This window comes from Acidobacteriaceae bacterium (assembly GCA_035944135.1).
GTDB lineage: Bacteria > Acidobacteriota > Terriglobia > Terriglobales > Acidobacteriaceae > Granulicella.
In genome coordinates this window covers 1,155,888-1,170,331 of the sequence record DASZBM010000002.1, presented here as the reverse complement: position 1 = coordinate 1,170,331, position 14,444 = coordinate 1,155,888, and the positions used below count along the sequence as shown (strand labels likewise).

The following is a 14,444-nucleotide window of genomic DNA, read 5'->3' as shown; positions in this document are numbered from 1 at the left end:
GTTAGAGCTTGATGGGCCAGGAGACAGCGACGATCGCTGCGCTGTACGAGATGACTGTGGTCCAGGCGACCGCGGCGTGTGCGGAGGCGATACCGTGCACCTTCTCGCCGTTGTTGAGCTGGTTGAAGGCCATGGCTCCGAGGATGGGCGTGAGAACCATGCCGGGGCCGTGAATCCAGACGAGGTACTTGTGCACCTTGATGCCGCCTTTGACATGGCCTTCGGGGATCTTCGGCGCGGCGATCGCGAAGTAGGCTGTTGTTCCGTACATGGCGACGGTGAGGCCGCCGAGCGCGGCGTGCAGGTCGCGGCTGGTGGTGGGGCCGCCGCCGGTGGTTGTAGTGCCGGGCGCGCCGTTGTGTCCGGCTGTCGCTCCGCCGGAGCTGATGACGGCGGCAGCCATCGGGATCAGCGTAAGCAGGCCGAGCTTCTGGTGAATCTTCAGCATCTGCGTATGGCGGTCGAGGCGCGCCTGCAGAGCGGGGTCGGGCGCAGTCTGCGCGGGCGATAGGCCGAGGTCGCTAAGCGAGGGCGCGGCGGGATTCTGCGCCGGTGGCTGTTGCTGCGGCTGCTGCGATGTGGGCTGTTGCTGTTGTTGTTGCTGCTCCTGCGCCTGGATTGCGGAGGGCGCATCGGGCAACGCCGCGCTGCTGATCTGGGTCGTGTCAGAACTGGAGTAGGTCTGCGCCGGCGCGAGGTGTGCGGAAGCGAAGAATCCGAGAACCGCAACAAGGGACAAGGACAAGGTGCGACGGAGCCGGGAGAGCAGCATGCGGTGGGGCCTCGATGGGTGAGACGCGGATGTGTGCGCCACGTGTACCTGGTTATAAGGGTTAGAGATGACCTGCGAAAAACGTACAAATGACGCGATGTTCATCTTTCATGCGCTGAAATTTGCACGCGTGCCGTTGGATTGTTCAAGCACGCGACGAGATGCACTAACATCGCGACATGCAGTTGTTGTTAGTGGAAGACGATCTCGAAATACAGACGTTCCTGCGCAACGCGTTGACAGAAGCGGGCTATCACGTGGATGCGGCCGGTGACGCAAAGACAGCCGAGCGCCTGGCGATGGAGAGCCGCCACGATGCGCTGATCGTGGACCTGGGCCTGCCGGATCAGGATGGCATGGCGTTGATCATGCGTCTGCGTCAGATGGGAGTGAATGCGCCGGTGATGATTCTGTCGGCGCGGCGGACTGTGGATGACCGCGTGCTCGGATTGGAGCAAGGCGGCGACGACTACCTGACGAAGCCGTTTGCGCTGGCGGAATTGATGGCCAGGTTGCGCAATCTGCTGAAGCGCAACTTGCCTGCGACGGAGGCTACGCGGCTGCGTGTGCTGGACCTCGAGCTGGACTTGCTGCGACGCGAGGCGATCCGCGGTGAGCGGGTGCTGAACCTCACGCCGCAGGAGTTCACGCTGCTGGAATATCTGTGCCGCAATCCGGGGCGAGTGGTGACGCGATCGATGATTTTGGATAAGGTGTGGGGCATGCGGATTCAGCCGGCGACGAATGTGGTGGATGTGCATATCTATCGTCTGCGCGGCAAGGTAGACGCCGAGGGATTGCCGCCGCTGATCCGCACGCTGCGAGGTGTGGGGTATGTCCTCCGCGACCGGTAAAGGATTTTCCCTGACACCTCGCCCTTCGAGGAAGAACGCGAAGCCGTTTTCTTCGCTGGAAAACGGCCCGAACGATGCCGGCTCCGGGTTGCAGCCTCAGGGAAAATCCTCACGCGTTCACAGCGCGGCCTGGCGGATCTCGCTGTGGGGAACGGTTGCGTTTGCGTGCGGCACGCTAATCATCTTCATGTCGCTGCACTCGTTTGTGGCGAAGGATATTCAGCGAAGGACCGACGCATGGATCTCCGGCGAGGTGGAGACGCTGAGCGATGTGGCGGAGCGCACTCCGAAGAACGCGCTGTATGGCCGAGTGGTAGGCGAGATGGCGGAGCTCGCTAGCCGTGAAGTTCCAAATCGACCGCCGCGTCCCGGCGAGCTGCAGACGGCTCCGGTGTTCTTTCTGCAAACCGGGGCTGACGGTGCGCCGGTGCTGTGGGCCGGTGATGGAGATGGCAGGCCGTATCTGAACGCTATCCGCGGTGTGAATGCGCAGCCGGATACGCCGTTCGATCTGCACGTGGCGGACATAAAGGTTCCATTTCGCGTGGCCGAGGTGGTGATCCCGGACGGCAGTCATGTCTACCTTGGGCTCTCCGAGCGGGATGAGTTGCACGTGCTGCACCAGATGCGCGAGCACTTCATGAAGCTGTGGGCGCTGTGTGTGCTGCTGGGGTTTGCGATCATCTTCTACACCACGCGGCGGATGCTGGGCGATGTGCGCAGGATCAGTGAGGTTGCGGCGCATATCGGGGAGTCAGACCTGAGCCGCCGCGTGCCCACGAGCGGATGGAACGATGAGATTGCGCAACTGTCTTCGACGCTGAACCGGATGCTGGAGCGGATTGAGCAGTCGGTGCACCAGTTGCACACGATTACAAACTCGCTGGCGCATGATCTTCGCAGCCCGCTGACGGCGATTCGTGCGCGGCTGGAGATTGTGCTGACGCGCGATGTGCAGGAGCAGGATGCGGAGTCGATTGAGCGCGCGATCAATGAGATTGATCGGCTGACGGAGATTCTGAATCAGTCGCTGGATGTGGCGGAGGCGCAGGCGCATGCACTGCGGCTGGAAGCGGAGCGTGTCGACCTTGAGCAGTTGCTTGACGGGATGATTGAGCTGTACCGGCCGTGCATGAGCGACAGGGGACTGCGGCTGGAGTTTTCCGCAGGGCAGCCGCTGGAGGTAATGGCTGACGCTGCGCTGGTGCACCGGATGGTGGCGAATCTGCTGGACAACGAGATGAAACATCTGCCGCCTTCGCGGACGGTATCGATTGCGCTGCGTGCGGCGGGGGAGTTTGCAGAAATTGTGGTGGAGGATGACGGGCCGGGGTTCTCGCCGGAGATTGAGAGCGAGCTGTTCAAGCAGGGGGTGAGGGGGAGCGCGTCGCGGGGGTATGGGCTGGGGTTGGCGTTTGTGCAGGCGGTGGCGGGGGCACACGGAGGATCGGTTCGGGCGGAGAACCATGAAGGTGGCGGCGCGCGACTGATCGTGCAGCTGCCGCTGGCGGCGCGCGCGGTCAGTACAGAGGCTGTGGTGAGCGCGGACTAGCCGACGAAGTCAGGACCGAAGTAGCAGCGCTCGACGAGCATGCAGAAGATGTGCTCCAGGGCGAGCTGCGACTCCTGGATGTTCATGGTGACGTTGCAGGGGACGATGACGTTGATGCCGGCGAGGGGGGCCATCTTGCCGCCGGAGCAGCCGGTGAAGGCGACGGTGGTGAGGCCAATGGAGCGGGCCGTCTCGAGGGCGCGGATGCAGTTGGGGGAGTTGCCCGAGGTGGAGATGGCGAGCAGGACATCGCCGGGCTGGCCGAGAGCTTCGACCTGGCGGGAGAAGATGTGCTCGAAGCCGTAGTCGTTGCCGATGGCGGTGAAGATGGAGCTGTCGGTGGTGAGGGCGATGGCGCGAAGCGCGGGACGGTCAACGGTGAGGCGGACGACGAGCTCGGCGACGACGTGCTGAGTGTCGGCGGCGCTGCCGCCGTTGCCGCAGACGAGAAGCTTGTGGCCATTCTTCATGGCCTCGGCGGTGACGCGCGCGGCTTCAAGGACGGACTTGTGGACCGATTCGTCGTGGAGGACCCTGGTCAGCGTGTCGAGGGATTGCTGGAGCTGGCGGCGAACGATGTCGAGCATAAGTGCTGCATCTGAGGATACATTTTTGCGGTGACGGGTACCCCTCCCCCCGGGTTTTTGCGCAAAATACTGATTGCAAAGGTTTTGTATAACGCCTCCTTGTCAAAATATTGAAAACAAACAGCTTATAGGCAAAATCTTGATTACAGGGCAGTTAACGGGTGGGGGGTCACTTTTTCCGGAACGGGATGGTGGAGGCGGTGAGAACGTTCTGTGAGGAGGAGTGAGGTGAGAAAGGCGACCGGAACTAGAGCCATGAACGCGAACCAATCGATTCCTCCGATGGCGAAAAGAGCGTAGTTGAGGACGTAGAAGAGCGCGGTCAGGAGTGGCTGATGAGGTTGCGTGAGCAGGAGGATAGGGAGGAGGAGCAAAACGTAGTCGTAGAGAAAGAGGTGGGGGGCGAGGAGGATCGCGGCGGCGAGCGTGGCGCAGAAGGCGACGGCGAGGCTGCTGGCGGTGCGGCAGAGATAGACCGCGAGCGCAAAGACGATGGCGGACAGAAGGAGATCGAGCGCTAGAGAGGCGCGTGCTGGAAGCAGGCGTGCGCCGCAAACGTAGAGCAGGCCGTTCAGCGTCGGCATGGCCCTGGGGTAGACCGCGATGATGGATTGCGCGTGGTGGTCCAGGTGAGAGGCGACGGAGGATGAGGCGATGAGACGGAACCACGCTGCCATGCCGCGCGAACCGGTGATGAGGAGGCAGGTGAGCGCGACCGCGGCGGCGGAAGGAAGGAAGGAGAGAAGCAGGCGGACTCGACGGGGTGTGGGCAGGTAGATCGCGAGGAAGACGAGCAGCGCGAGAGCGATTTGGACCTTGAAAAGGGCGAGCGCGAGCAGTATGCCCGCGGTGCGGTCGCGCGTGGAGGCGAGCGCTCGCCAGAGAAGGCAAATGAGGAGGAAGAAGACGATCGAGTCCTGACCTTCGGCGATGCCCATGAAGGCAGGGAAGCAGAGGGAGAAGAGGAGCGGGCGCGGGATTCTGGCGATGCGCGGGTCGGCGGACCGAGGCGCGAGCGTGTAGCAGAGGGCGAGCAGAAGCAGATTGAGTACGGCGAAGACGATGTAGGCGTGGCGATAGGAGAGCAGAGTGAGAGGCGCATAGAGGAGGGCCTCATACGCCGGGTGGTAGAAGGGAACGCCGCGCCACATGGGACAGACGATGGCGTTCTGGACGGTCTCCTGGAGGGAGAGGCTAAAGAGTTGGTGCGGGTTGTGGAGGAGAAGCCAGCCGGCGCCGTAGAAGGCGCGGAAGTCATAGAGACGGCCAGCGCGCGGCAGGGCCATGATGCCGATGGTGAGGGTGATGAAGGAGAAGACGAGGAAGAGGATGATGGCGCCAGGTGTCGGGCGAGAGGGTGGGGATGCCTTCAAGGCGTTGGGCTGGGCCGAACTCACGGGCATTCTCACGGGTCGAAGGATTGACCCTTTTGGGCGTTCTGGCGATAGACAATCCAGTCCCCGACCGAGGCCACGGGGGTCCAATGCGTTTGGAGTTCGTTGAGCAGAATTGCGCCATACACGTATGGTTGGCGGCGAATCGGATAAAAGTTGTAGCCAATCCCAAGTATCCGGGATGTGTTCGATACGGTTTCTTTGATTAGAAAATCCTTCGCAGGGATCAGGGCCCATTGAGCGCGGTCCATACGGGCCATTCGCGCTTTTTCCGCATCCGGATTTGTTACGAGCAGATTAAAGCTTTCGCGATCTGGTAAGAAATGGCCGCTTCGCTTCAACTCGTTTTCGACGCCGAGCGGTACCCAAAATGGCACGGAAATTTTTGCATCTCCGACTATCGACTCAAGCTTAGCGACGTCGATCCAGTTTTTCTGTTCGGACGCCCCGGGGGCAAATCCCACTGCCTGCTTTACATCAGGGCGAAGCATAAAATTTACAAACTGCATCCACATCAAAGAACAGGCAAAACAAAAGAACCATAATTGACGGATGCGCCGGGAGTATCCACCGATCGCTACCGATGCAAGGACGAAAATTCCCGCGCCATTGAAGAAGACATGGAGCGGATCGCAGAGACCGAAGGCAGGCGGTACAAATCCGAGCGAGACCACGAACAAACTTGCAAGCAGCACGGCCTCCGGCCGTCGCTGCCGGAATGCGCCTGCCAGCATGCGCGGGACTAGCCACAATGTTGCGATCAAGAAGAGAATGATGTAGCCCAGCGGCTCAACGATGAGGTTGTAGTCGCCATGGGAATACTTCCGCATTGACTCGAGGTAATGGGGACCTGCGAGGAAAAGAAATGCGACCCCTGCCAGCAGCGGAGCGACGAGAGCGGGAATCCAAGCAGGGCCGTGTTTGGCAATCATGCAGTTCGCATAGAAGCAGGCTCCAGCAGCAAACGCGAAGCCCACCTCAGATGAGATACCGAGTTGCAGGGCCTCGCCCAAGAAGAATGCCAATGCAACGAGGGATGGATTCTTTATCCGCGAAGCAAATAGGAGCGTAGAGAAGGGAGCCAGGAAGCGAATGAGTGTGTAATTCAATCCCATCACCGGGCACATTGACAGAATGGCGAGCATGCAAAGGGTGATCGATTTGGTTTTCCTGCCCAGTGGGAGAACTTCCAGTGTGAGCCATGCGATTACCAGGCCAAAGACGTGTGTAGCCGTCAAGGCAACGTAGTAGGAGCCTTCTATCCCGATGTGAACGGGCCGCAAGAGCCAATACACAAACAACGGGAAATACAGGGGTAGCGGCCCATAAACGAAAGAGAAATCTCCATAGAGACGCTGATGATATCTGGCTACATCATCCATGCATTCCAGAAATAATCGGTTGTCGACTGATGCCAGCTCAACCTTACAAAGAAGGTAGCCGACCGCGACTGTGAACGCGGCGGAGGCTGCCACGCAACTTATAACTACCCATTTCGGCGTTGATTCTCGATCGGGATCTTCAGCGCGGCTGGGAAACAGGTCGAATTTCCATGCCAGGGCGAAGCTTAGAACTCCGACAAGAACTGCTGCTACGGCAGCGACTCTATTGTTAAAACCGGCGGTATATGCGGCGGACAAGCTGGGATGCGAGGGAGGAAACGAGAACGGTAGGAGAAAGACGCCGATTGCCGCGAGTGCTCCAATAGCCAATGCTAGTGCGGCGACGCCGAGCCGATTGCCCGTTTGAACTGGCTGAATTGGAGGACTGCAGGCCTGAGATGCCACAGTGTTCGCTCCTTGCCCCTCAGTGCTGGATCTTCGCGATGGTGCTCGGGCGCGATCATAGAGGACATCGCAAATCCAACGGAGGGTTTGCGTCAGCTTAATCGAGCAGTGGCGGATTTGAAAGCTCAGAATACGTAATTCCCTGGTCTCGAACAGTTACTAAAGCTGCGTTGGGGCGCGAGGCGGCGAAGCGTCGGTGCGCGATTCGCGAGATAGGCCGCTCAAGGAAGTAGTACGAGGCGGTTGCGAGAAGAAATAGCAGGACGAGGTTGAGTGGGAAGATCTGCCAGCGTGGAAGGTGCTGGGCGTGCAGCGGATGCATCAGGAAGATTTCCTGATAGACATAGACGCCGTAGGAGATACGGCCGATCCAGGCGAGAGCCGGGAGGTTCAGCCACTTGTAGACAAGGCCCTCGTGCACGAAGAGCGTGGAGCCGATAGCGATGGCGACGAGCAGATAGAACCAGATGGAGGGCAGGCCGGAGTATGCACTGAGGAGCAGGATGGCGGGAAATCCGCAGAGGAGAGGGGTTTCTTTGGGGACGTTGCGGCGAATCCATGATTGGACGGATGGGTCGCTGGTGAGAATGGCCAGGCAGCAGCCGATGAGAAGGCCGTCGAGGCGACAGTCGGTTCGGATGACAACGAAGTAGAGCGATCTGACGGGGTCGGCGGTCGCGATGCAGTGATGCCGCCACAGTGCGCACAAGATGGCGCCGGTTGCGGCGACATACAGGGCTCGGCGCGAGCGAAAGAAAGCAAGCAGGGCGGGCCACAGCAGATAGAAGTGCTCTTCGATGGCAAGCGACCAGAAATGTCCGGTGTAGACGCCGGTGGGGTGATGCGCGATCTGGTAGTTGCGAAAAAAGAAGAGCGAGCCTGCCAGATCGGACGGGGTTACATCGTTGATGAGCCCGATGGCTGCGAAGAGTGCAACGAGTGCGAGGTACAGAATGACGGGCGGGAGAATTCGGAGGGCGCGGCGGGCGTAGAAGGCGGGCAGGTTGAGTTCGGCACCCTCCAGCAAAAGGCCGGCGGTGATGATGTAGCCGCTGATGACGAAGAAAATGTCGACGGCAGTCCAGGCCTGGTGGGCGAGGAAGAGATTCTCGAACCGGGTGGAAAAGGCCGCGTGTCCGGCGACAACCAACAGGATGGCGATACCTCGCCAGCCATCCAGCGTGCGGATGCGGTTGGATTCCCTTGAGGAATGCATCGCGCGCCAGCCTATCGACTGGCGAGCGTCGTGCCAAGAAAACTTAGGTAATCGCTTGCGTCTCTAGGGTTTCAGGGCTGGAGGGTCGTTTGCCAAGGCTGATTTCCAATCAAGGATGCCCTGCTCCGGGGTGCGGAAGAACTGGCGGCCGAGGGTGGTGGTGAGGAGGGTGGAGTCGAGGCCGGCGATTAGGGGGCGGGCGGCACGCTGGTTGAGCTCCGGCGTGGTGAGGGGGATGAGGAGCGAGGCGTCGAGCGAGAGGATTCGGCAGGCGAGGCGGGCGAAGTCGATGCGCGCGAGCATCTCGGGGCCGGCGGCGTGGAAGAGGCCGGTGTAACCGCCGCGAAGGAGGGCGAGCGTGGCGGTGGCGAGGTCCTCGTTGTAGGTGGGCGTGGCGAGCTGGTCGGTGGGGACGCGCATGGTTTGGCCGGAGGTGAGGAGGCGGCGGAGGGTGTAGAGGAAGTTTTTGCCCTGGGGATCGGGGCCGTAGACGGTGGTGGTGCGGAGGACGAGGGCGGCGGGGTTTTCTTTGAGGATTTCGACTTCGCCCTCGCGCTTGGTGCCGCCGTAGACGGAAAGCGGGTGCGTGGGGGCGTCTTCGGTGTAGGGGCCGGGATTTTCGGGCGTGCCGGGGAAGACGTAATCGGTGGAGTAGAAGACGAAGGGAATCCTGGCGTGCGCGGCGGCGCGGGCGAGGGCGAGCGGGCCGAGGTGGTTGGCGGCGTCGGCCCAGGCGTGGTCAGACTCGCAGCGCTCGACGTCGGTGGCGCCGGCGGAGCAGATGATGGCGGTGAGTTTTTGGGTAGAGACCAGTTCGTCAGGGGATTCGACGAGGGTGTTGAGGTCGAGGGTGATCCAGTTGGGCGAGGCAGGACGGCGCGCGGCGGGGATGGCAGAGGGGCCGAGCTGGCGGCAGAGCGCGGCGCCGAGCTGGCCGGAGGCTCCGAGGACGAGGATGCGGTCGGACATAGATTCCTGAGTTAGCGAGTTGGGGTGAGGAGTTAGGAAAGGCACTATTTGCTGCGGAGGTAGGCGTCGTTGCCGGAGATCCAGTCCTGGCGGGGCGGGGCGAAGATGTCGAGGTTGTCGGTGTCTTCGAGGGCCTCGGCGAGGTGCGGAATGTTGCCAGGGATGACGAGGACTTCGCCGGCGCGGACGATGATGTCTTCCGCGGAGGATTCGTCGCCGAGCGAGAAGCGGAGCGCGCCGGAGAGGATGAAGGCGATCTGCTCGTTGGCGTGGACGTGGCGCGGGACGATGCAGCCTTTGGCGAGCTGAATGCGCGAGAGCATGGCCTGGGAGCCGGTGACGAACTGGCGCGAGAGAAGAGGGTTGAGCTGCTCGGGTGGGATGGAGCTCCAGGCGATGTGGATGGGGCGTTCGCTCATAGAGCGAGTTTACAAGTGTTGGAGCACGAGTAAATGCGTTGTAAAGTAGAGCCAATTGGATAACAAGTGAGGGTTCGGCCACCGCGACGTGGCGGGGCTATTTTGAATCGGGCTGTGCCTTCGGGCGCCGGGCCTGAGGTGTATCTGCACACGTTGGCTGGAGGGGTAGGAGAGCATGCGCTGGTTTGCAGCATTCGGGCGGAAGCGGTTTGTGATGATGGTGGCGGTAGCGGGAATGCTGCTAGGCGTGCTCCTGAGTGCGGGCGCGTGTTTTGCGCAGACGAATGCGACGGCTTCGACGGACCGGATTGCGGCGCTGGAGAAGAGTGCGGCGGCGAACACGGCGGCGATTGCGCAGGCGCAGTCGGCCGGCGACAACGCCTGGATGCTGGTGAGCGCGGCGCTGGTGCTGATGATGAGCGGGCCGGGGCTGGCGCTGTTCTACGGCGGACTGGTGCGGAAGAAGAACGTACTCGGAACGATGATGCAGACGTTCGCGATGATGGCGGTTGTGACGGTGCTTTGGGCGTTTGTGGAGTACTCGCTGGCGTTCGGCACAGGGAATGCATTTATCGGCGGATTTCAGCACGTGTTTCTGAGGGGCGTGGGGCTGGCGCCGAATCCGAGCTATGCGGCGACGATTCCGGAGCAGACCTTCATGGTGTACCAGCTGATGTTTGCCATCATCACGCCGGCGCTGATTACGGGCGCGTTTGCGGAGCGGATGAAGTTTTCGGCGATGCTGGTGTTCATGGTGCTGTGGGCAGTCATTGTGTACAGCCCAATGGCGCACATGGTTTGGGGCGCGGGCGGGTTCCTGAACGCAACAGGCGGCAAGATTCCGTGCCTGGACTTCGCGGGTGGAACGGTGGTGCATGTGACGAGCGGTGTGAGCGCGCTGGTGACCGCGATCTACTTGGGCAAGCGACTGGGGTATCCGCAGCGGCCGATGCCGCCGCACTCGGTGGTGCTGAGCTTTATCGGCGCGTGTTTGCTGTGGGTGGGATGGTTTGGGTTCAATGCAGGGTCGGCGCTGGCGGCGAGCAGTTTGGCGACGAGTGCGTTCGTGAATACGCACTTTGGCGCCGCGGCGGCGGCGATCGGGTGGCTGGCGGCAGAGTGGATTCGCAATGGCAAGCCGAGCGCACTGGGCGGGATCTCGGGCGCGGTGGCCGGGCTGGTCGCGATTACGCCGGCTTCGGGCTTTGTGACGCCAATGGGCGCGCTGTGGATCGGACTGATTGCGGGGGTGTTCTGCTTCTGGATGGTGGTAAAGGTGAAGAACATCTTCGGCTACGATGACTCGCTGGATGCATTTGGTGTGCATGGAGCGGGCGGGACGATGGGGGCGCTGCTGACGGGGCTGTTTGCGCGGGCGTTCATCAATCCGACCGTGCATATTAACGGACTTTTTGCGGGAAATGCGAGACAGTTGCTGAATCAGGCTATTGGCGTTGCGATTGCCTGGGGATTGTCAATTGTGGGCACGCTGGTCATTCTGTTCATAGTTGATAAGCTGATTGGCCTGCGGGTCAGCGAAGATGCTGAACGCGAGGGGCTGGATCTGTCGCAGCACGGAGAAGAGGGCTACGACTGGGAAGCCGCTTAGAGGCAGAGTGTAGAGGATAGAGGGTAGAGAGTAGAGAAAGGCGAAGCTGAGATGCAGAAGATTGAGGCGGTGATTCAGCCGTCAAAGCTGGATGCGGTGAAGGAAGCGCTGGTTGAGGCTGGGGTCTCGGGAATCACGATCTTCGAGGCGCGTGGACATGGGCGGCAGAAGGGACACACGGAGTTCTATCGCGGACGCGAGTACGCGGTGGACCTGCTGCCGAAGGTGAAGCTGGAGCTGGTGGTCACGGATGAGATGAAGGAGCGGGCGATCGAGGCGATTATTTCGGCGGCGCGTACGGGACGGATTGGCGATGGAAAGATTTTTGTGTCGCGGATTGATGAGGCGATCCGGATTCGGAATGATGAACGTGGGGAGATTGCGTTGTAAGGACTGGATGCTGTGTTAACCCACCCATGCCGACGAAAGGCTGTCGGCATGAATGGGGCACCCGCATTGTGCGGATCCAAATACTGAGGTCCTTTAGCTACGCCTCAGGATGACGGCTTACCTGGGTCATGGGGAGGGCAACTGGCGACAACGACCACGAGCGGCGCGCCTGCGCGATCGGAGTACCAGAGCCGGATGCTGGAGGTGAGGCGCGCGTTTGAGACTGATGGTGACGGGCCTGGTGCGGTGGAGGCGCGCAGGGCGCTGGTAGACGAGGTGGTGAGCTCGTTGTGGGCGCGCGAGGTTGCCACGGACAGGAAGCTGGCCAGCGGTGTGGCGATTGCAGCGATCGGAGGATACGGGCGCGGCAATCTGTTTCCGTACTCGGATGTCGATCTCCTGGTGTGTGCGGCGAAGCCGGCGGTGGTGAAGGATGCGATCCGGCGCGTGTCGCAGACGCTGTGGGATTCGGGGCTGCAGGTGGCGCTGACCACGCGCACACCGAAGGACTGCGAGCACTTCGACGCGGCGAACCCGGAGTTTGCGCTGGCGCTGCTGGACCTGCGCTACGTGACAGGGGATTCCGAGGTGGTTGCGTCGCTGGAGCGGAAGCTTGAGGCGAACCGGCGCGGACGAGATGGGCGAAAGATTCTCGCAGAGCTGGGAACGCTGACGCGGGATCGCTATTCAAAATACGGCGGCACGCTGTTTCACCTGGAGCCGAACATCAAGGACTGTCCGGGCGGGCTGCGCGATACGAATGTCTGCAGCTGGGTTGCGGAGCTGGTGGGCGCGCGCCATGAGAGCGATGAGGACGAGTTTCAGGACGCGATTGCGTTTCTGACGTCGGCGCGTTGTTTTCTGCACTGGAGGCACGAGCGCGATGACAACGTGCTCGACTGGCTGGCGCAGGATGGGGCGGCGGAGCGCGGGATTGGTTTGCCTCTTCGCGAGAGGCCGCAGCGGGTGGATGCGGCGTACTGGATGCGTGTGTACTTCCGGCACGCAAGGTTGATTGAGCGGCGGCTGCTAACAGTTATGGAAGCTGCGGGGCAGAGTGTTGTGAGCGCTCGTCCGTTGAATGGTTCCAAGCCGGCGTCGCAGACCGGATTCCGTGTGAACAATGGCCGGATCGAGCTGGATGCAGCGGGACCGAAGGGAGATCCGGCGCAGGATCCGGACGTTGTGCTGGGGGCGTTTGCCGCAGTGGCGCGGACGGGAATTCGACTGGGCACGGCGAGCGAGGATCGCATCGAGGCGATGATTCCGGTGCTCTCGGCGCGGCTGGAAGAAGGGGAGGCGTTGTGGTCGCGGCTGGCAGAGATTCTGACCGGGTCGCGCGCGGGTGTGGCGCTGCGCTCGATGCATGCGGTGGGTGTGCTGGAACTGATCCTGCCGGAGTTTCACGGCATTGATGCGCTGGTGATTCGCGATGCATATCACCGGTACACGGTGGATGAGCACACGTTTGTGTTGATCGATACGCTGCATGAGCTCGAAGAGCCGCCGGCACCCGGTGCGCCGGACTGGAGAGTGCGGCTGGGCAAGATGATTCATGAGCTGGAGAACCCGGCGCTGCTGTATCTGGCAGCGCTGATGCACGACACGGGCAAGGGACGCGCGGGCGATGATCACGCGACGGAGAGCTCGCGGCTGGCGGAGAGTGTGCTGAACCGGTTGGAGATGGATCCGTACGACCAGGCGATGGTGCTGCAGTTGATCGAGACGCACCTGGAGATGTCGTCGGCGCTACGCAGGGACATCTTCGATACGGAGACGGTGAGGTCGTTTGCGGGGAAGGTGCAGACGCACGAGTCGTTGTGGATGCTGACGCTGTTTACGTACGCCGATATTCGCGCGGTGCATCCAGATGCGCTGACACCGTGGAAGGCGGAGAATTTGTGGCGGCTGTCGATGTCGACGGCGAACCAGCTGGACCGCAACGTGGACCAGGAGCGCGTGCAGCCGGCGCGGACGGGCTATGCGCGGCGCGGCGGGGATGCGGGACGAATCTCGCGGCTGCTGGCGAGGGCGCAGCCGGGCGAGCGTGAGGCGCTGGAACATTTTGTGGAGGGCTTTCCGGAGCGGTACGTGCGCACGCGTCCGTCGAAGGTGATTTATGGGCAGTTTCAACTGGCTCAGCGGTTGAAGAGCGAGGCTGTGCAGTTAGAGTTCGAGTACGAGCCTGGAACGAGCCAGATTACGCTGGTGAGCCGCGACAGGCCGGGTTTGTTCGCGTCGATCACGACGGCGCTGGCAGCGTGGGGGATGAATGTCGTTACGGCGGAGGCGTTCGCGAATGCGGAGGGCGTGGTGGTGGACAGCTTCCGGTTTCAGGATACGTTCCGCACGCTGGAGCTGAACGAGAGCGAGCGCGAGCGGTTTGTGGCGACAGTGCGCGACGTGGTGGAGGGCAGGGTTTCAGCGGAGGCGATGCTGAGCAGTCGCAGGCGCGGGCGGCGCAAGAGCCCGCGTGTGGTGGTGGAGACGGCGGTGGAGTTCGACGATGGGGCTTCGGCGGCGAGCACGCTGATGCAGGTAGTGGCGCAGGATGTGCCGGGGCTGCTGCGGACGATCAGCGTTACGCTGAGCCAGATGCGGTTCAATGTTGAGGTGGCACTTGTAGACACCGAGGGCGAAACGGCGATCGACGTTTTCTACCTGACCCAGAATGGGAACCGGCTGTCTGCGGCACAGAAGCGGGAACTGCGCGACGCGCTGGTGGAGGCAATTGACGAAAACGCCCGGTGAGATACCGTTTTTTCAGGGGTTTCGATACCCTCTTTTCTGTTGTTTCGACAACGCAGTGCACTACAATCGCATCACAACAACGAAATCTTTAAGCAGGGAGTGGTAGAGGCAGGCGTTAATGCCTTGATTTTGGCAGTACGTATA

12 protein-coding genes are annotated in these 14,444 nt (G+C 61.6%); 5 read left to right on the top strand and 7 right to left on the bottom strand.

The window, feature by feature from the left end; genetic code table 11:
• Position 1 precedes the first annotated feature (1 nt).
• Entirely contained in the window at positions 2–745 is a 744-nt protein-coding gene (locus tag VGU25_07535) for a hypothetical protein (GenBank protein HEV2577047.1), read from the bottom strand.
• A 206-nt stretch (positions 746–951) separates the two neighbouring features.
• Between VGU25_07535 and VGU25_07530 the strand changes: the two genes are divergently transcribed.
• Positions 952–1,626, top strand: coding sequence for a response regulator transcription factor (locus tag VGU25_07530; GenBank protein HEV2577046.1), 675 nt, complete (start codon positions 952–954; stop codon positions 1,624–1,626).
• Positions 1,607–3,178 (top strand): HAMP domain-containing sensor histidine kinase, encoded by a 1,572-nt coding sequence (locus tag VGU25_07525; protein ID HEV2577045.1) that lies wholly within the window; start codon positions 1,607–1,609, stop codon positions 3,176–3,178. The genes VGU25_07530 and VGU25_07525 overlap by 20 nt, the downstream gene beginning before the upstream one ends.
• Here the strand turns inward: VGU25_07525 and VGU25_07520 are convergent.
• The 6 genes from VGU25_07520 to VGU25_07495 form a co-directional block, all read right to left on the bottom strand.
• Complete coding sequence (locus VGU25_07520) at positions 3,175–3,765, bottom strand: D-sedoheptulose 7-phosphate isomerase (GenBank protein ID HEV2577044.1); 591 nt, start codon at positions 3,763–3,765, stop codon at positions 3,175–3,177. The two genes, VGU25_07525 and VGU25_07520, sit on opposite strands and share 4 nt — an antisense overlap.
• A gap of 143 nt (positions 3,766–3,908) precedes the next feature.
• Positions 3,909–5,162, bottom strand: a complete 1,254-nt coding sequence (locus tag VGU25_07515) for a glycosyltransferase family 87 protein (protein ID HEV2577043.1) — start codon at positions 5,160–5,162, stop codon at positions 3,909–3,911.
• Positions 5,163–5,170: 8 nt separating this feature from the next.
• A complete protein-coding gene (locus tag VGU25_07510) occupies positions 5,171–6,946 on the bottom strand; it encodes a hypothetical protein (protein ID HEV2577042.1) in 1,776 nt (591 codons plus the stop codon).
• 97 nt (positions 6,947–7,043) lie between these two features.
• Positions 7,044–8,162 carry an acyltransferase gene (locus tag VGU25_07505; GenBank protein ID HEV2577041.1) on the bottom strand — a complete coding sequence of 373 codons (1,119 nt, stop codon included), beginning with the start codon at positions 8,160–8,162 and terminating at the stop codon, positions 7,044–7,046.
• Positions 8,163–8,225: 63 nt separating this feature from the next.
• Entirely contained in the window at positions 8,226–9,131 is a 906-nt protein-coding gene (locus tag VGU25_07500) for an SDR family oxidoreductase (GenBank protein ID HEV2577040.1), read from the bottom strand.
• Positions 9,132–9,175: 44 nt separating this feature from the next.
• Entirely contained in the window at positions 9,176–9,550 is a 375-nt protein-coding gene (locus VGU25_07495; GenBank protein ID HEV2577039.1) for a cupin domain-containing protein, read from the bottom strand.
• 214 nt (positions 9,551–9,764) lie between these two features.
• Here VGU25_07495 and VGU25_07490 point away from each other — a divergent pair, with 214 nt between their 5' ends.
• From VGU25_07490 to VGU25_07480, 3 genes are all read left to right on the top strand, one after another.
• On the top strand, positions 9,765–11,159 hold the full coding sequence (locus VGU25_07490; GenBank protein HEV2577038.1) for an ammonium transporter: 1,395 nt from the start codon (positions 9,765–9,767) through the stop codon (positions 11,157–11,159).
• Positions 11,160–11,210: 51 nt separating this feature from the next.
• On the top strand, positions 11,211–11,549 hold the full coding sequence (locus tag VGU25_07485) for a P-II family nitrogen regulator (protein ID HEV2577037.1): 339 nt from the start codon (positions 11,211–11,213) through the stop codon (positions 11,547–11,549).
• A gap of 195 nt (positions 11,550–11,744) precedes the next feature.
• Entirely contained in the window at positions 11,745–14,300 is a 2,556-nt protein-coding gene (locus tag VGU25_07480) for an HD domain-containing protein (protein ID HEV2577036.1), read from the top strand.
• Positions 14,301–14,444: the final 144 nt, after the last annotated feature.

What these genes read in the sequence shown, in the direction of transcription:
- VGU25_07530 (HEV2577046.1), top strand. Translation starts at nt 952, where the DNA reads ATGCAGTTGTTGTTAGTGGAAGACGATCTCGAAATACAGACGTTCCTG.
- VGU25_07525 (HEV2577045.1), top strand. Translation starts at nt 1,607, where the DNA reads ATGTCCTCCGCGACCGGTAAAGGATTTTCCCTGACACCTCGCCCTTCG.
- VGU25_07520 (HEV2577044.1), bottom strand. Translation starts at nt 3,765, where the DNA reads ATGCTCGACATCGTTCGCCGCCAGCTCCAGCAATCCCTCGACACGCTG.
- VGU25_07505 (HEV2577041.1), bottom strand. Translation starts at nt 8,162, where the DNA reads ATGCATTCCTCAAGGGAATCCAACCGCATCCGCACGCTGGATGGCTGG.
- VGU25_07500 (HEV2577040.1), bottom strand. Translation starts at nt 9,131, where the DNA reads ATGTCCGACCGCATCCTCGTCCTCGGAGCCTCCGGCCAGCTCGGCGCC.
- VGU25_07495 (HEV2577039.1), bottom strand. Translation starts at nt 9,550, where the DNA reads ATGAGCGAACGCCCCATCCACATCGCCTGGAGCTCCATCCCACCCGAG.
- VGU25_07490 (HEV2577038.1), top strand. Translation starts at nt 9,765, where the DNA reads ATGATGGTGGCGGTAGCGGGAATGCTGCTAGGCGTGCTCCTGAGTGCG.
- VGU25_07485 (HEV2577037.1), top strand. Translation starts at nt 11,211, where the DNA reads ATGCAGAAGATTGAGGCGGTGATTCAGCCGTCAAAGCTGGATGCGGTG.
- VGU25_07480 (HEV2577036.1), top strand. Translation starts at nt 11,745, where the DNA reads ATGCTGGAGGTGAGGCGCGCGTTTGAGACTGATGGTGACGGGCCTGGT.